Genomic DNA, 16,412 nt, shown 5'->3' on the forward strand with positions numbered 1-16,412 from the left:
GACCGCAGATTCTTGCTGTCGTAGATCAACCACGCAGTGATGGCGGTCTCGGGGTCGTACGTCGTGAAGAACTAACGTGCATCAGTTACTGAGAGGGGCTTGAGATCAGCGTCGCCGTCCGGCGACCGTAAACCGGTCCGCTTCCGGAGAGTACCTTGTCCTCCATGACGTTAATCGAGGAGCCGACGAGAACGAGCGTCATCCTGGTCTCTTGAAACTCTATGGTCCAATCTCGCGCTCACTGCTTCGACGATATCAGCGACCGTAAATATGCGTAGATCGTCTCGTTCTGCCGCTGATTCTTCGACGGATGATTTGAATCCGCTGCGTGAGAAGAGCGCGTACTGCTCAATACGCTCACTGCCGTCGTCGGACGCCCAGCGGAGTTCGTCAGCGTGACTCCGGAGTTTCGAAAAGGCGTCAGCTCCGAGTGGGGACTCTTGGAATTTGTATTCACCGAGGATGAGGGTGTCGCTTGTTGCGAGACCAACGACGTCGATTTCGTGTTTCCCGTACCACCACTGCCCGGTTTCTCGAACCGTGTAGTCCGAATAGAGTGCTCGGAGTGCCGAACAACATAACTCCTCGAAGTATCGGCTTACGAAATCCACCAGTTCCGGTTCGACGAGCACGCTGTACGCGTTGTCACCGAGTTCGTCGTACTGATCTCCCGTCCCGTAGACGAAGTGGAACTAGAACCGAAAGAACGAGTCCCGGATGCGGTAGCGGCTTCGTTTGCTTCGCTCTTTTTGGTCGGTGATAGGGACGTGTTGGTCAACGAGGCGAAGGCGGGAGAGTCGGTTGAGATACTTCGAGAGTTGATTGTAGTCGATTCCCGTCGCTCCCGCAATCTCGTTCCGACTGGTGTGTCCACCGACAATGGCCTCCAAGATGGAGAAGTACCGTGTCGGTTCTCTGAGTGACATGCGGAGGACGTAGTGGGGTTCGTGGTGGAGTATGCCATGCCGGGAGAGGATGGTTTGCTGGATGTATTCCGCGAGCGTGGTGTTGGGCGAGACTTCTTCCAAGTAGTACGCGACAACGCCGAACACGCCCCAGGTGAGCACTTGCTCGTCCGGAGTATACGGCTCGTCGAAGAACTCCATCGCGGCAACAAACGGGAGCTGCCGGATGTCGACTTTGAGTGAGACACAACCGTATAAAGGACTGTTCCCCAGTAACGCGGCCTCTTCCATCATGATGATTGACGACCCAACAAGTACGAACGTCGCGGCTGAGTCGTCCAGTTCGTGGTCGAACATCGCCTACAACACGGACAGGAGACACTCGTCCTGTTCGACGAGGTAGGGGAACTTATCGAGAACAACGACTGCGTCTTGATCGGCGAGATATCCAAGGACGGCCTCCCAGTCCTCTAGGATCCGCGTGATACCCGGATTGGAGTCCGCCGCGGTCTCGATGAACTGTTGGAGTTGAAGTGCACTCGTTTTCTGCTTCGCCTGATAGACAACGCAGTCGTCGCGCTGTTTGAGCGAGTGTTTGACGAGCGCGGTTTTCCCGAGCCGTCGTCGCCCGAAAATCACCGCGAGCTCGGCATCACCGGACTCGTAGAGCTCGTGGAGACAGAGAGTTCCTCCGTCCGATTCACGAACGCAGTCATGATTGACGTACTTCACCACTCTAGATGATATTTGCTATTACCGTACTCCAGAGTATGATACTCCAGAGTACGGAAATTGCGATTTCCTATTTGAAGCGGCTAGAGAGGCCAGGGGTTTACCTCAGGTAAATCTCGATGTTCGTCTTTAGGATAGCTACTTTCGGAGATTCCTTATAAAGAATCGCGGTTATCCGGAATAGGATGTATCGAAATAATGGCTGACCCCCCGGCTCACATATAAAGTATCGAGAAATCCGCGACCCCAGGTCCTTGCCGCTCTTTGACCCACGTTGGGCATGGACCTGGGTGAATTCCACTGAACTTCCATTGTCTTTCCGGCAATTCCACCGTGTTATATAAAGCCAGGACCCGTTAGAGACGCCTACACGGACGAAAACAGGCGACGCGGGATAAGGGATCGAGGGCTAGCCATCAAGTATTTATAAGAGGCTTGAGGCGCCCTCTCACGGCAAGGACTAGGGTTCAAATCCCTAACGGAGCACTTCTGTCCGGACCCCGAAACCAATATATCTATCTGACATTTTTCGTAGTTCGCTCTCGCGCTCGTCCAGTCATTTCCTCTTGAAGAAGCTGACATAGCATGCAGCCTCCGATTACTCCAACTTCCCACCGAGGACCTTCGCGGCCGTCAGAACCGGATCCCAGGTCGGGCTGAACGGCGGCGCGTACGCCAGGTCCAGTTCCTCGAGTTCGGTCGCCGTCAGTCCGGCGTGGAGCGCAGTCGCGACCGTGTCGATGCGCTTGGCCCCCTCTCGGCCGACTACACTGCCCCCGATAACTCGATTAGTCTCGCGGTCGGCCAGCAGCGTCACCGTGAGGTCCTCGGCGTCGGGGTAGTACTCCGCTCGAGTGGAGTCCGTAATCGTCACCGAGACGGGGTCGAATCCGGCCTCGCGCGCCGCCTCCTCGCGGACGATGCCCGTCCGGGCGGCGCCGAGGTCGAACGCCTTCACGATGGCCGTGCCCGCGATCTCGCCGACTCGCGTCGGCGTCCCGGTGACGGTCTGGCCGATGGCCCGGCCCGCCCGATTCGCCGTCAGCGCCAGCGGAACGTGGTCCGGGGTGCCCGTGACGACGTCGGTCGACTCGGCGCAGTCGCCGGCGACGTAGACGCGCTCGACGTTCGTCAGGCCGAACTCGTCGGTCGCGACGGCGCCGGTCGGCCCGAGTTCGATGCCGGCGTCCTCGGCCAGTTCGACGTTCGGTTCGACGCCAACGCCGACGATAGCCAGATCGACCTGCACCGACTCGTCGTCGAACGCGACGCCCTCCACGGCGTCCTCGCCGGCGAACCCCGAGACGGGCGTGTCGAGGTGGAGCTCCACCCCCTGTTCGCGGAGATGGTCCTCGACCGCCACGGCGACGGGATCGCCGAACGGTCGGAGGACGTGGGGGAGCATCTCGAAGAGGTGGACCGTCGCGCCGCGTTCGGTCAGCGCCTCGGCCATCTCGACGCCGACGTACCCGCCGCCGACGACGGCCGCCGTCTCGGGCGCGTTCTCGGTGACGTACTGCTCGATGGCCTCGGCCTCGTCCATGTCGTGGATTGTGAACACCCCGTCGAGGTCCACCCCGTCGAACGGGGGTTCGATCGCCCGGGCACCGGTGGCAACGAGCAGGTCGTCGTAGGGTTGCTCGAACCGTTCGCCGTCGGCGGACACCGTGACCGTCCGCGCCTCCGGACTGATTCCGACCACCTCGTGGCCGGTCCGGAGGTCGATGTCCCGCTCCTCCCGGACCTGCTCGGGCGTCAGCGTGACCAGGTCGTCCAGTTCCGGGACGTCTCCCTTGACGTAGTACGGCATCCCGCAGGCAGCGTAGGAGACCCACTGCCCCCGCTCGAAGACGATCACGTCCCGGTCGGGATCCTCGCGCTTGGCCTTGCTCGCGGCGCTCAACCCGGCTGCGTCGCCGCCGATCACGACGAAGGTCTCACCCATGAGTGAAGATACGCGGGCGTCGCTATAAAGAATTTCGAGGGTCAAACAATACTGATGACGGGACCGCCATCCGACTGAGAGAGCGACGCTACGGACCACTCGGTGACGCGCTCGTCGCGGTTCTTTTGAGGGTGGCGCTCGTCGGAAGGGCCATGGATTCCAAGCGCTTCCTCTTCGTCTCGGCGGACGCCGCGCTCATCGGCGACCTCGCGTGGCAGATCCACGGCGAGGGCCACGACGTGAAGTACTACATCGAGGCCGAGAGCGACCGGGAGATCGCCGACGGGTTCGTGCCCAAGACCGACGACTGGGAGGCCGAACTCGGGTGGGCCGACGTCGTCATCTTCGACGACATCTGGCGCGGTTCGGAGCTCGGAACCGGCGAACTCGCAGCGGAGCTCCGGGACGAGGGCAAAGCCGTCGTCGGCGGGACGCCGAACACCGACCGACTGGAGGACGACCGGGGGTACGCGATGGACGTCCTCGAGGAGCACGGCATCGACACCGTCGACCACCACGAGTTCTCGGACTTCTCGGCGGGCATCCGCCACGTCGAGGAGAATCCCGGCCCGTACGTCGTCAAGCCGCTCGGCGAGGTCCAGAACGTCAAGCGACTCCTGTACGTCGGGACCGAGGACGACGGCAGCGACGTGGTCGAGGTGCTCCGGGCCTACGAGAAGGCGTGGGGCCACCGGATGAAGGGGTTCCAGCTCCAGCGGAAGGTCGAGGGCGTCGAGATCGCGGTCTGCGGCCTCTTCGACGGCTCCCGGTTCGTCGAGCCGGTCAACTTCAACTTCGAGCACAAGAAGCTGTTCCCCGGCAACATCGGGCCGTCGACCGGGGAGATGGGGACCTCGATGTTCTGGAGCCGCCGAAACGAGCTGTTCGAGCGGACCCTCGGGAAGCTGGAGGGCTGGCTCGCCGACGAGGGGTACGTCGGGAGCATCGACCTCAACTGCATCGTCAACGCGACCGGAATCTACCCGCTGGAGTTCACGCCCCGATTCGGCTATCCGACCATCGCGCTCCAGGCGGAGGCGATGGAGTCGCCGACCGGCGAGTTCTTCCACGACCTCGCCCACGGCCGCGACCCCGACCTCCGGGTCCACCGTGGGTACCAGGTCTGCGTCCGCGTCGTGCTGCCGCCGTTCCCGTTCGACGACGAGAAGACCTACGACGAGAACTCCCGGAACGCCGCCATCGTCTTTGAGAACGGCGACAGGGAGGGCGTCCACATCGAGGACGCGAAGAACGTCGACGGCCAGTGGCGCGCCGCCGGCGAGTCCGGGATGCCCCTGGTCGTGACCGGGAAGGGCGAGACCATGCAGGAGGCTCAGGCCGAGTGCTACGAGCGCGTCGACAACGTCATCATCCCGAACCTCTACTACCGCGACGACGTCGGCGACCGCTGGGTGGAGGGCGACGGCGACAGGCTCCACGCGTGGGGGTACCTGGGTCCGCGGGACTCGGTCGGTCCGCGGAGCGCGGACTGAAGCCGGGAAGCGTCTACCGAACGCTCGGATACCGGCGGACGCCGAGATAGGCCCGCTGTGGCGCGTACTCGCCGTCGCGGAGGAGTCGGAGGGCGGTCGCGGTCGCGTAGTGGTTGCCGTCGGCGACGTACGGCGCGGCGGTGCCCCGCCGGAAGCAGACGATTCGCTCGGACTCGGGCGTCCTGCCGGCGAGTCGGCGGACGTGGTCCACGTCGATATCTTCGAATCGCCCGCGGAGGTCGGCCCCGCGGATGCGCCGGGCCGCGCCGAGGATGGTGCCGTCGGGCGAGAGTTCTCGCCACGACTCGTCGCGCGGTCCCTCGATGACCTCGAGCCGCCGGAACGCGGTCTCGTCGAGTTCGGTCCGGTACCACGTCACCGGGTGGCGCCAGACGAACGCGGCCTGGAACGGGCGGTGGGCGAACAGCGCGCCGACGAGTTGCCAGTCGGCCTCGTCGCCCGAGAGCGAAATCTCGGCCTCCCCCTTCCGCCGTTCGCGGTCGAGCCAGCTCCGGACCACTTCCAACTGCGAGACGCGTTCTCTCATGAGTACCAGACGACCGATTCTTCGTCCGCCCCGGCTAAAAGGTTGCAAACACCCGAGCAGGGACCAGAGGGGGACCGAGGAACGTCAGCAGTCCATCGCTTGCCGCGCCCGAGACGAATCCTACTGGTGGAGCCCCATCGCCTCGATCTGCTCCTGATAGCGGTTCCGGATGGTGACCTCGGTGACCTGGGCGGCGTCGGCGACCTCGCGCTGGGTCTTCTTCTCGTTGCAGAGCAGCGACGCCGCGTAGATCGCCGCGGCCGCGTAGCCCGTTGGGGACTTGCCCGACAGCAACCCCTGCTCGACGGTGACGTCGATGATCTCGTTGGTCTTGGCCTCGACCTCCTCGGACAGGCCGATCTCCGAGCAGAACCGCGGGACGTACTGCTTGGGGTCGACGGGACGCATCTCCAGGCCGAGCTCCTGGGAGAGGTACCGGTAGGTCCGGCCGATCTCCTTGCGTTCGACCCGGGACACCTCCGCGACCTCCGCGAGCGAGCGGGGGATGCCCTCCTTCCGACAGGCCGCGTAGAGCGCGGCGGTCGACGTCCCCTCGATGGAGCGCCCGCGGATCATGTCCTCCTTCAAGGCCCGGCGGTAGATGACGCACGCGACCTCGCGGACCGACCGCGGAACGCCCATCCCGGAGGCCATCCTGTCGATCTCGCCCAGCGCGAACTGGAGGTTGCGCTCGCCCGCGTCCTTGGTCCGGAGTCGCTGCTGCCACTTGCGCAGGCGATGCATCTGGTTGCGCTTCTCCGAGGAGAGCGAGTTGCCGTAGGCGTCCTTGTTCTTCCAGTCGATGGTGGTCGTCAGCCCCTTGTCGTGCATCGTCTGGGTGGTCGGGGCCCCGACGCGGGACTTGCTCTCGCGCTCCTGAGTGTTGAACGCCCGCCACTCGGGCCCGCGGTCGATGGTCTCCTCCTCCAGGATGACGCCGCAGTCCTCGCAGGTGAGCTCCGTCTCGTCGGCGCTCTTGACGAGTCCGGCGGAGTCGCACTCCGGGCACCGCCGCCGCCCTCCGGTTTCCTCGCTCTCCTCCTCGCGTTCGTCGCGCTCGTCTTGCCGACGGAGCCTCTCCATACCACGGAGTTCGGTGCGTGCACGGGTAACAGTTGTGCAGGCGCGGACGTTCGTACACCGGAAGGCAAGTTTCCCGGTTGCCGTCCGAGTCCGACCTGTCCCATCGCCACCCGGACAAGATTAATCACGGGAGACCGTGGTATTGGGCCCCATGCCAGATCGATTGGCTTCGAAAGTCGCCGTGGTCGTCGGCGCGTCCTCGGGCATCGGCCGCGGCGTCGCCACCCGGTTCGCCGACGCGGGCGCGACCGTCGCGGTCGGCGGCCTCCACCGGTCGCCGGAGGGCGGCGGTACCGCGACGCACGAAGCGATCTCTGAGCGCGGCGGCGACGCCGTCTTCGTCGAGTGCGACCTCACCGACCAGCGGTCCGTCGACAACGCCGTGGAAGCGACCGTCTCGGAGTTCGGCCGCGTCGACGTCGCGGTCAACTGCGCGGGGGCGATGACCCGCGGCCCGGTCACCGAGACCGCGGAGGAGGACATCCGGCAGGTCCTCGACGTGAACCTGACCGGCGCGATCCGCTTCGCGAAGGGGGTCCTGCCCGAACTGGTCGAGACCGACGGGACGCTGATCACCGTCTCCTCGGAGGCGGCCGAGCGCGGCATCGAGAGCCTGCCGGTGTACTGCGCGAGCAAGGGCGGCGTGAACGCGCTCACCCGGCAGCTCGCGGTCGAGTACGGCCCGCAGGGGGTCAACGTGAACGCCATCGCGCCCGGCACGACGAAGACCGCCATCAACGAGGAGGTCCGCCGGGAGGACCCCGACTGGGTCGACGAGCGCGTCGCCGACATCCCCGTCGGCATGCTGAACGAACCGGAGGACGTCGCGGAGCTCGGCGTCTACCTCGCCTCGGACGCCGCGAAGAAGGTCAACGGGGAGATCGTGAACATCGACGGCGGGACGACCGCGAAGTAGCCGGCAGGAGACCGGGAGGACCGACGCAGACGGTCCGAACCGTGACGAGGAGGGCCGACCGTCACGAACGCATATGGTGGTTCCGGCCGAGAGGGGTACCATGGGTGGGGACGACAGCGGTTCGACAGTTCGCATCGACGACGGCGACCTCCGGCGGTTCGTCGGTCAGGTGCTCCGCGAGAGCGGCGTCGCGGACGACTGCGCCGACAGGGTCGCCGAGGGGCTCGTCCGGGCCGACCTCCGGGGCGTCAGCTCCCACGGGGTGGCCCGGCTCGAGGCCTACGTCGAGAACTTCGAGGCCGGCGGGTTCGACCCCGACCCGGACGTGGCCATCACCGCGCTGGGCGACGCGACGGCGGTCGTCGACGCGGACGACGGTCCCGGGCAGGTCGCGGCCCGCGCCGGGATGGAGACCGCGATGGAGCTCGCGACCGAGACCGGCGTGGGCGCCGTGACCGTCACGAACAGCAACCACTTCGGCACGGCGGCGGGGTACACCGAGTTCGCCTCGGAGAACGACTTCGTCGGCCTCGCGATGACGAACGTCGGGCCCGACGTCATCCCGTTCGGCGGCGCCGAACCGTTGCTCGGGACGAACCCCATCTCGTTCTCGGTCCCGACCGACCGGGAGTTCCCCGTCACGCTCGACATGGCGACCAGCGTCGTCGCCATGGGGAAGATCCAGGAGGTGGCCCGGCGGGAGGACGACGAGATTCCGGCCGAGTGGGCGGTCGACGCCGACGGCGAACCGACGACCGACCCGCACGAGGCCGTCGCGGTGCGACCGCTGGGCGGACCGAAGGGGTACGGGCTCGGCATCGTGGTCGACGTGTTCTCCGGCCTCCTGTCGGGAGCGGGGCCGAGTCCCTCGGTGGGACCGCTCTACGACGACTACGACGAACCGATGCGCCTCGGCCACTTCCTGGCCGCGGTCGACGTCGAGACGTTCCGGGACGTGGGGGCGTTCAAACGGGACGTCGGCGACTACGTCGACCGACTGAAGGCGGTCGAACCTCGGGACGGGTTCGACGAGGTGCTGGTGCCCGGCGAGATCGAGGCGAGGAAGCTCCGGGAGCAGCGAGAATACGGCGTCGAACTCCGTCCCGGGGCGGTCGAGAGCCTCCGGTCGCTCGCCGAGACCTACGGCGTTCCGTTCCCCGAGGCGATCTCGTAGGAGCGCGCGATGCCCGATGCGCCGCCTCTTCGGAAACCGACCGGGAAAAGAGCTATACGGGACCGGAGAGTGGGTTGGTAGCATGACTCGCATCGAGGTCGAGTCGCTCACGAAGCAGTTCGGCCCGGTGACGGCGGTCGACGGCATCAGCTTCGACGTCGAGGGCGAGGAGTTCCTCTCCATCGTCGGGCCGTCGGGGTGCGGGAAGACGACGACGCTGCGGTGCATCGCGGGACTCGAGACGCCCTCCGGGGGGCGCATCCGGTACGACGGCGCTGACGTCACCGACGTCCCGGTGAACGAGCGCAACATCGCGATGATGTTCCAGTCCATCGCGCTGTACCCCCACATGACGCTCCGGAACAACATCGGCTACCCGCTGAAGGTGAGCGGCGTTCCCCGGAACGAACTGAACGACGAGGTCGAGGCGGCCGCCGAGGTGATGCAGATCGACGAGGACCTGGACAAGTACCCGGGCGAACTGAGCGGCGGCCAGCAACAGCGCGTCGCGCTCGCCCGGACGGTCGTCGGCGACTCGGTGGCGCTGTTGATGGACGAGCCCCTGAGCGACCTCGACGCGAAGCTCAAGGTCGAGATCCGCAAGGAGATCCAGCGCATCCACGGGCGCATCGGCGAGCCGGCCATCTACGTCACCCACGACCAGGAGGAGGCGATGACGATGAGCGACCGCATCGTGGTGATGAACGAGGGCCGCATCGAGCAGATCGGCGACGTCGACGAGGTGTACGACTATCCGAACAACCGGTTCGTGGCCGAGTTCATCGGCAACCCCAGCATGAACTTCGTGACCGGGTCGCTGTCGGAGCTGTCGGACGCGACCGCGACCGTCGAGATCGAGGAGAACGAGATCGCGTTCGACGTCGAGCGACTCGCCGACGGGCGCGACGGCGGCGTCACGGTGGGCGTCCGGCCGCAGAACGTCTCGCTGTCCGGGGAGGGCGTTCGGGCGTTCGCCGGTACGATACGGTTGCTCGAACCCATCGGCGACCGCACGCTCGCGACCATCGACGGCCCGCAGGGGGAGCTCTCGGCGCTGATACCCCGGGACGCCCCGGTCGCCGAGGGCGAGGAGACCGAGATCTACTTCGACAGCGCGGAGCTGTACCTGTTCGACCCCGAGAGCACGACGCTCATCGCGCGGAGCAGCTGAGAGCGCCGCCGCGCTCGTCAGCCGGCCGTCGTCGACTCGGCTTCCGGACCCGGCGAGCGCCGGGCGGCCGACCCCGAACGACGTCGATGCTGACGACGACCGAGCAGTTGCCACCGAATGTCAGTTACTGTATAATGATGCCGAGAATATAGATACTGGGCGGACTGGTTACATCCCCTAGGTATATGTATCCCCGAATTGTGCGGTATGCCGTCACATGACGGGGGAACGTGACTCGGGAGACGACGCGAGAACGGGGGACGGAGAATCGGGCGCGACCGGGAGCGACCACAGTCGGCGGCGGGTGATGAAGCTGGTCGGCGCGAGTTCGGTCGCCGGCCTGTCCGGACTGTCGGGATACGCGGACCCGACCGCGGTGGCCCAGCAAACGACGACCCAGGGCGGCGACTGGCCCGACCTTAGCGGGACGGAGGTCCACTTCCTGACCGACGAGTCGAGCGAGGCGTTCACCAACTTCTTCCAGCGGGTCAAGAGCGACTTCGAGCGCGACACCGGCGCGACCGTCAACCTCGACCTGGTGAACCTCGGCGAGCAGGGCCAGCGGCTCGCCCAGCTGTTGCAGGCCGGCGACCCGCCGGACGTGATGCAGGCTGTCCAGACGCGGGTGGTCCAGCTCCAGCACCAGGGGGTCGCGGCGCCGGTCAACTCGGCGATGTCGGACATGCTCGACCGCTACGGCGAGCCCGTGGGCGGGACGCGGGTGCAGGTCGACGGCGACGACTACGGCGTGCCGTGCTGGATCAACCCCTCGGGCCAGTGGTACCGCGAGGACATCTACAATCAGGAGCCGACCGACTGGGACACGATGCTGGCCCAGGCCGAGCAGGCCGACGACCCGAACGGGACGCGGGGCACGTCGATTCCGCTCGCGCCCGCGCTGTGCAACGACTCGTTCTTCCTGGCGTACCTCTACACCAACGAGGGCCGGGTGTGTGCGCGCGACGACAACGGGCAGGTCCAGTGCGTCATGGACCAGGGGGACAACCGTCAGCGGTGGATCGAGACCCTGGAGTTCCTCGGGAACCTCTACCAGTACTCGCCGACCAACGCGAACGCCGGCTGCTCCCAGCAGGTGCAGGCGATTCCGACCGGGACGTCGGCGGAGGCGGGCTACGTCGGGGCCCGACCCAAGGTCCAGAGCGTCCAGCAGGACGTGCCGTTCGCCGACCAGGTCCGGGCGTCGTTCGTGCCGTCGAACCGGACGTCTCAGAGCCACGCGAACTCCATCGCGTACATGACGTTCCAGGGCGCGAACACGGAGGCGGCCAACACGTTCGTCAGCTACATGTTCCAGGAACGGTACTTCATCGACCTGCTGCTGCTGACGCCCATCCACAACAACCCCTCGTACCCGTCCATCCGGGAGAACCAGGCGTACCAGCAGGGACTGAACCAGCTCTCGGACGCCTGGACCGACCAGGACGTCGAGACCTCGCTCGCGTTCGCCGACGAGATACTGCCGTTCAGCCAGGAGACGTCGCCGCCGAACCCGTACGCGGGAACCATCTACAGCTCGAAGCTGCTGGTCGACATCCTGAACGACGCGACCATCAACGAGCGGGACCCGGCCGCCATCGTCGACGACTACGCCGGCCAGATCCAGTCCGTGATCGACCAGTCGCGGGGGTAGCACGACCGGGCGCGGTTCCCGGCGGGGTCCGGTCTGCGACCGGGACCCAGTTCCCGCCGGGGACGTGATTGAACACCGCACGATACTTTCAGCGATACGACACCACTCGCCAGCATCCGACTCGACACAACATGGCTACCGATACACAGACCGAGGACCAGTCGCTCCGCGAACGGCGGCTCCGATACCGGAACTCGCTGTACGAGTTCCTCTCGCGGCGACGAGTCATGGCCGCCTTCACCATCCTGCCCGCGCTGCTGCTGTTCGTCTTCATCACGCTCGGGCCCATCGTCTGGGCCGTCGCGGCGGGGTTCTACGAGATCCCGGTGTTCGTCCCGACGTGGGAGTTCGTCTGGTTCGACAACTACGTCGAGCTGCTCACCGAGGAGACGTTCTGGATGACGGTCTGGCGGTCGGTCGTCTTCGCCGGCGGGTCGACCGCGTTCCAGCTCGTCGTCGGCACCGGCATCGCGCTGCTCGTCAACCGCCAGTTCCGGTTCTCGAACGTCGTCCAGGCCGTCGTCATCCTGCCGTACATGATTCCGACGGCCGTGCTCGGCTTCATGGCGCTGTGGATCGGCAACGCCCAGTGGGGCGTCCTCAACGGGGTGCTGATCGAACTGGGTCTCCTCGACAACCCGTTCAGCTGGTTCGGTAACCACAGCACGGCGATGCTGTCGGTTATCCTCACGAGCAGCTGGAAGTTCACCATCTTCGTCACGATAATGGTGCTCGCCCGGCTCCAGAGCATCCCCCAGGACCACTACGAGGCCGCCCGGGTGGCGGGCGCCTCCTCCTACCAGGTGTTCCGGGACATCACACTGCCGAACCTCAAGAACGTCATCTTCATCGTCATCCTGCTCCGGGGCGTCTGGATGTTCAACAAGTTCGACATCGTCTACGTGCTGACCGGCGGCGGGCCGGGCGACGCGACCCGCACCGCGCCCATCTACGCCTACGAACTGGGCTTCGGACTCACCCGACTCGGGAAGGCGGCGGCGATGTCGACGCTCCTGTTCGTCTTCCTCGTCGCCGTCGCGCTCGTCTACTTCCGGGTGCTCGAACCCGCCGAGGGGGTGCGTACCGAATGAGCAACCCGCCCGAGACGCCCGACGACGCCGCCAGCGCGGTGGCGACCGACGGCGCCCTGAGCTACCGCCAGATCCGGTTGCTGAAGCGGGCAGGCCTGGGCCTCGCGATCGCTCTCGTGCTGGCCGTCGTCCTCTTTCCGATCCTCTGGATGTTCCACACGTCGCTGCGCCCCCAGAGCCAGATATTCATCGAATCGGTCCCGCTGGTGCCGGAGGTGATCTCGCTGGTCCACTACCGGACGTTGCTGTTCGAGACCGAGTTCCCGCAGTTCTACGCCAACAGCATCGTCGTCTCGCTCGGGGTGGTCTCGCTGACCGTGGTGCTGTCGACGCTCGGGGGGTACGGGCTGGCCCGGCTGGACTTCCGGTTCAAGCGGAAGTTCGCCCGGCTCGTGCTGTTCGGGTACATGTTCCCGGCGATCCTGCTCTCGATTCCGATGTTCATCATCTGGACCGAGATCAACCTCACGAACAACCTGTTCGGACTGGTGTTGGCCGAGACGGCGCTCTCGCTGCCGTTCTCGCTCTGGCTGATGTGGCAGTTCTTCCAGACGGTCCCGCGGTCGCTGGAGGAGTCCGCCCGGACCGCGGGAGCGACCCGGTTCCAGGCGTTCAAGGACGTCGCGATCCCGCTCGCCAAGCCCGGGATGATCGCGGTCGCGCTGTTCTCCTACGCGGTGTCGTGGAACGAGTACACGATCCCGAAGGTGCTGATGTCCGACCGGAGCAAGTGGCCGCTGACGGTCGGCCTCTTCACACTGTCGGAGGGCCAGCGGGTCTTCTGGGGTCAGATCATGGCCGCCAGCATCATGATCGTCCTCCCGGCGTTCGTCTTCGTGATCGTGCTTCGGAAGTACCTCCTCGAGGGGTTCCGGACCGGGCTGTGACGCGACCGGCTCCCGCCGTCGGTCGAACGCCGGGACGACCCGGTGGCCCCGCGACTGGTCACCGGAAGTTGAGTTCGACCTCGTGGAAGTACCGCGGCCGGTCGGTGGTCTCGAGCCGGCGCGGCGTCGGCGGGACCGTCCGCTTGTGCCGGGTGTCGAGGTGCCATGCCGCGCACCGCCGGACCGGCTCGGGGTCGAGGTCGAGTGCGTCGGCGGTCCGGGCCACGCCGAGGTCGCCGTCGACAAGCCGGGCGAGCACCCGGTCGAGGGTCTCGTACGGAATCCCGAAGTCGCCCTCGTCGGTCTGGCCGGCGCGGAACCCGGCGGTCGGCGGCTGGTCGAGCACCTCGGCCGGGAGGTCGAGATACCGGCCGAGCGCGCTGACCTCCGTCTTGTAGCAGTTGCCCAGCGGCCGGAGATCGACCCCGCCGTCGCCGTACTTGGTGAAATAGCCCAGCAGCCGTTCGGTCCGGTTGGTCGTTCCCAGGACCAGCCGGGAGGTGGCGTTGGCGACGTAGTAGGCGCACGCCATCCGGAGGCGCGCGACGAGGTTGCCGAGTTCCCGGGTCCCGGCGGACCGGGTCACCTCGGTCGGCAGGCGGCGCTCGATCTCCGAGACCACCGGGTGGACGTTCACCCGGGCGTAGTCGATGCCCAGGTCGGTCGCCAGCGACCCCGGGTCGACCGTCGCGGCGTCGGTCCCCTTGTGACAGGGGAGGTGGAGGACGTAGACCCTGTCGGGACCGAGCGCCTCGGCCGCGAGCGCGGCCGCCGCGCTCGAATCCAGCCCGCCGCTCATGTTGACGACGACCCCGTCGGCGTCGGCGCGCTCGACGTACTCGCGGACGGACTCGGTCAGCCGGTCGGCGAGCCGGGCCGCCCCGGCCCGGTCGGACGCGAACGTCGGCCGGGGGTCGCCGGCCGCGGTCCGCCTGGTCGGCGTCGGCGGCCGCGAGCGCTTATGGGCGGTCCGGGCGACCGTGGCGGCGTACTGCCGGACCCGGCCCTCGTCGACGTCCCGCGCCCGGGCGGTTGCCGGAACGTCCCGGTCCTCGTCCACCAGCGACCGGAGCACGCCGTCGAGCGTCTCGTAGGGCGCGCCGAGCTCCGACTCGTCGGTCTGGCCCGACCAGAACCCCGCAGTCGGGGGTTTCTCGATTACGTCGTCGGGAACCTCGAGGTCTCCAGCGAGTCGTCGGACCTCGGTCTTGTAGTAGTCGGCGAGCGGGAGGACGTCGGCGCCGCCGTCGCCGTACTTGGTGAAGTAGCCCAGCAACCGCTCGCTCCGGTTGCTCGTGCCGACCACGAGCCGGGAGGTGGCGTTGGCCACGAAGTAGGCGCACGCCATCCGCAGCCTGGCCGCGAGGTTCCCGACCGCGTACCGGTCGCCGCCGGGCGCGATCTTCGGCCCGACGCTCCGCTCGAAGGCGTCGAGCGCCGACTGGAGCGGCACGTGGTCGTACTCGACGCCCAGGTCGACCGCGAGCTGGCGGGCGTCCCGGGTGTTCGCCGCCCGGTTCTGTGCGGTCGGGAGCAACAGCCCCGACACCCGGTCCGCGCCGAGCGCGTCGGCCGCCAGCGCGGCCGTGGCCGAGGAGTCGACCCCGCCGCTCATGTTGACGACCACGCCCTCGGCGTCGGCGTCCTCGACCGTCTCGCGGAGGAGTGTCGCGGCGCGCTCCCGCAGTTCGTCCGGCGAGAGGCCGGTCCGGTCGCGGGGCGCGGTCGACTCGACCGGCGGGGACCGTCGCATCGCCACCGTCAGTCACCTCCTCCGTCGGTCTCCCGCGGCTCCCCCGTCGCACGGGACGCGCTCGCCTCGCTCCGCCGGACCCGCCTGGCGTATCGGACCGCGATGCGGCCGACGAGCGCGGGCGCGATGTCGAGGGCCTCCGCGGTCTGCTCGATGCCGGCGCCGTCGTCGAGCAGCTTCCACAGGACGGCGTCGACCGTCTCCACGGTGAGCGCGGCGTCCGGGGTCGCGGTCGGCCCGAACCACCGCCTGTCGGCGTCAGGGCCGTCGGCGCGCGGGGTCGGCACGCCGAGGTGGCGGCCGAGCTCCCGGACCTCGGACAGGTAGAGGTCGCCGAGCGGGAGCAGGTCGGCGCCCGGGTCGCTCGCCCGGACGGGAGCGGCGCCGACCAGCGACGTCCGGGTGCCCGGACCGAGCACGAGCCGCGAGGCGGCGCTCGCCTCGACGGCGGCCGCGAGCTCGCCGAGACAGAGAGCGACGGCGCGGCGGACCGCCGGGGCGCGGTCGTCGGCGTCCGCGGCGTCACCGTCTTTGGCCGGCGAGGCTGCGCCGGTTCCCGGACGGTCCCCCACGAGGGCGGTCGCGTCGTCGGAGAACGTCCGGGCCAGAGCTTCGACGTACGGCGCGACGTCGAGCTGCCGCGCCGAGATGCCGAGCTCCGTCGCGGCGCGCCGACCGGGCGCGTCGTCGCCGAAGGCGTCCGCCTTCGGGTCTGCTCGGTCGGCGTCTCCGGCAGTCGTCGGGAGGAGACCCCGGACCGACTCCCGGCCGAGCGCCTCCGCGGCCAGGGCGGCGACGACCGCCGAGTCGACGTCGCCGGTCAGGGCCACGACGACGCCGTCGGCGCCGGCGTCGGCGACGGCGCGTTCGATGAACGCCCTCCGCTCGCGGGCGGTCGCCTGGGGGTCGTCGAGCGCGGGCTGATCGACGTCGGCGGACCAATCGAGATGCTGGGCTGTGCGTGACATTGGATGGACTACTGGTGTTGTTCGAGTGTTCCGAGAGAGCAATCGAATCGGCCGACCGCCGAGGTGGCCGGCCGGACGGGCGAACTGCGCGACGTC

At 67.3% G+C, this 16,412-nt stretch carries 12 protein-coding genes and 1 pseudogene; 7 read left to right on the forward strand and 6 right to left on the reverse strand.

Annotated features, from left to right (window positions below; genetic code table 11):
* Positions 1-170: 170 nt before the first annotated feature.
* A pseudogene (locus DVR07_RS22595) lies at positions 171-1,621 on the reverse strand (ATP-binding protein).
* A gap of 614 nt (positions 1,622-2,235) precedes the next feature.
* Complete coding sequence (locus DVR07_RS05650; protein WP_115795768.1) at positions 2,236-3,582, reverse strand: FAD-dependent oxidoreductase; 1,347 nt, start codon at positions 3,580-3,582, stop codon at positions 2,236-2,238.
* Between the two features lie 152 nt (positions 3,583-3,734).
* Between DVR07_RS05650 and DVR07_RS05655 the strand changes: the two genes are divergently transcribed.
* Complete coding sequence (locus tag DVR07_RS05655; protein ID WP_115795769.1) at positions 3,735-5,075, forward strand: phosphoribosylamine--glycine ligase; 1,341 nt, start codon at positions 3,735-3,737, stop codon at positions 5,073-5,075.
* A 13-nt stretch (positions 5,076-5,088) separates the two neighbouring features.
* Here the strand turns inward: DVR07_RS05655 and DVR07_RS05660 are convergent, their stop codons facing one another.
* Complete coding sequence (locus tag DVR07_RS05660; RefSeq protein ID WP_162829378.1) at positions 5,089-5,622, reverse strand: hypothetical protein; 534 nt, start codon at positions 5,620-5,622, stop codon at positions 5,089-5,091.
* A gap of 120 nt (positions 5,623-5,742) precedes the next feature.
* Positions 5,743-6,705 carry a transcription initiation factor IIB gene (locus DVR07_RS05665; protein WP_115795771.1) on the reverse strand — a complete coding sequence of 321 codons (963 nt, stop codon included), beginning with the start codon at positions 6,703-6,705 and terminating at the stop codon, positions 5,743-5,745.
* A gap of 151 nt (positions 6,706-6,856) precedes the next feature.
* On the opposite strand from DVR07_RS05665, the gene DVR07_RS05670 reads away from it, so the two are divergent.
* The 6 genes from DVR07_RS05670 to DVR07_RS05695 all read left to right on the forward strand — a co-directional run bounded on the left by DVR07_RS05670 (position 6,857) and on the right by DVR07_RS05695 (position 13,595).
* The gene (locus DVR07_RS05670) at positions 6,857-7,621 is read left to right on the forward strand and encodes an SDR family NAD(P)-dependent oxidoreductase (RefSeq protein WP_115795772.1); all 765 of its coding nucleotides are present in this window, start codon (positions 6,857-6,859) and stop codon (positions 7,619-7,621) included.
* Between the two features lie 100 nt (positions 7,622-7,721).
* Positions 7,722-8,795, forward strand: a complete 1,074-nt coding sequence (locus tag DVR07_RS05675) for an Ldh family oxidoreductase (protein WP_162829450.1) — start codon at positions 7,722-7,724, stop codon at positions 8,793-8,795.
* An 82-nt stretch (positions 8,796-8,877) separates the two neighbouring features.
* Positions 8,878-9,966, forward strand: a complete 1,089-nt coding sequence (locus tag DVR07_RS05680; RefSeq protein ID WP_115795774.1) for an ABC transporter ATP-binding protein — start codon at positions 8,878-8,880, stop codon at positions 9,964-9,966.
* A 217-nt stretch (positions 9,967-10,183) separates the two neighbouring features.
* On the forward strand, positions 10,184-11,617 hold the full coding sequence (locus tag DVR07_RS05685; protein WP_115795775.1) for an ABC transporter substrate-binding protein: 1,434 nt from the start codon (positions 10,184-10,186) through the stop codon (positions 11,615-11,617).
* Positions 11,618-11,748: 131 nt separating this feature from the next.
* Positions 11,749-12,708 carry a carbohydrate ABC transporter permease gene (locus DVR07_RS05690; protein WP_115795776.1) on the forward strand — a complete coding sequence of 320 codons (960 nt, stop codon included), beginning with the start codon at positions 11,749-11,751 and terminating at the stop codon, positions 12,706-12,708.
* The gene (locus tag DVR07_RS05695) at positions 12,705-13,595 is read left to right on the forward strand and encodes a carbohydrate ABC transporter permease (protein WP_115795777.1); all 891 of its coding nucleotides are present in this window, start codon (positions 12,705-12,707) and stop codon (positions 13,593-13,595) included. Before DVR07_RS05690 ends, DVR07_RS05695 begins: the two co-directional genes overlap by 4 nt.
* A gap of 58 nt (positions 13,596-13,653) precedes the next feature.
* On the opposite strand, the gene DVR07_RS05700 is transcribed toward DVR07_RS05695, so the two are convergent.
* Together DVR07_RS05700 and DVR07_RS05705 are read right to left on the reverse strand one after the other, a co-directional pair.
* On the reverse strand, positions 13,654-15,348 hold the full coding sequence (locus tag DVR07_RS05700) for an NAD+ synthase (RefSeq protein ID WP_115795778.1): 1,695 nt from the start codon (positions 15,346-15,348) through the stop codon (positions 13,654-13,656).
* A gap of 8 nt (positions 15,349-15,356) precedes the next feature.
* Positions 15,357-16,316 (reverse strand): hypothetical protein, encoded by a 960-nt coding sequence (locus DVR07_RS05705; protein ID WP_115795779.1) that lies wholly within the window; start codon positions 16,314-16,316, stop codon positions 15,357-15,359.
* Positions 16,317-16,412: the final 96 nt, after the last annotated feature.

Origin of the sequence: Halorussus rarus (assembly GCF_003369835.1) — an archaeon.
Taxonomy (GTDB): Archaea; Halobacteriota; Halobacteria; order Halobacteriales; family Haladaptataceae; genus Halorussus; species Halorussus rarus.

Coding starts and splice junctions, on each gene's coding strand:
- DVR07_RS05650 (WP_115795768.1), bottom strand. CDS start 3,582: ATGGGTGAGACCTTCGTCGTGATCGGCGGCGACGCAGCCGGGTTGAGC.
- DVR07_RS05655 (WP_115795769.1), top strand. CDS start 3,735: ATGGATTCCAAGCGCTTCCTCTTCGTCTCGGCGGACGCCGCGCTCATC.
- DVR07_RS05660 (WP_162829378.1), bottom strand. CDS start 5,622: ATGAGAGAACGCGTCTCGCAGTTGGAAGTGGTCCGGAGCTGGCTCGAC.
- DVR07_RS05665 (WP_115795771.1), bottom strand. CDS start 6,705: ATGGAGAGGCTCCGTCGGCAAGACGAGCGCGACGAACGCGAGGAGGAG.
- DVR07_RS05670 (WP_115795772.1), top strand. CDS start 6,857: ATGCCAGATCGATTGGCTTCGAAAGTCGCCGTGGTCGTCGGCGCGTCC.
- DVR07_RS05675 (WP_162829450.1), top strand. CDS start 7,722: ATGGGTGGGGACGACAGCGGTTCGACAGTTCGCATCGACGACGGCGAC.
- DVR07_RS05680 (WP_115795774.1), top strand. CDS start 8,878: ATGACTCGCATCGAGGTCGAGTCGCTCACGAAGCAGTTCGGCCCGGTG.
- DVR07_RS05685 (WP_115795775.1), top strand. CDS start 10,184: ATGACGGGGGAACGTGACTCGGGAGACGACGCGAGAACGGGGGACGGA.
- DVR07_RS05690 (WP_115795776.1), top strand. CDS start 11,749: ATGGCTACCGATACACAGACCGAGGACCAGTCGCTCCGCGAACGGCGG.
- DVR07_RS05695 (WP_115795777.1), top strand. CDS start 12,705: ATGAGCAACCCGCCCGAGACGCCCGACGACGCCGCCAGCGCGGTGGCG.
- DVR07_RS05700 (WP_115795778.1), bottom strand. CDS start 15,348: ATGCGACGGTCCCCGCCGGTCGAGTCGACCGCGCCCCGCGACCGGACC.
- DVR07_RS05705 (WP_115795779.1), bottom strand. CDS start 16,316: ATGTCACGCACAGCCCAGCATCTCGATTGGTCCGCCGACGTCGATCAG.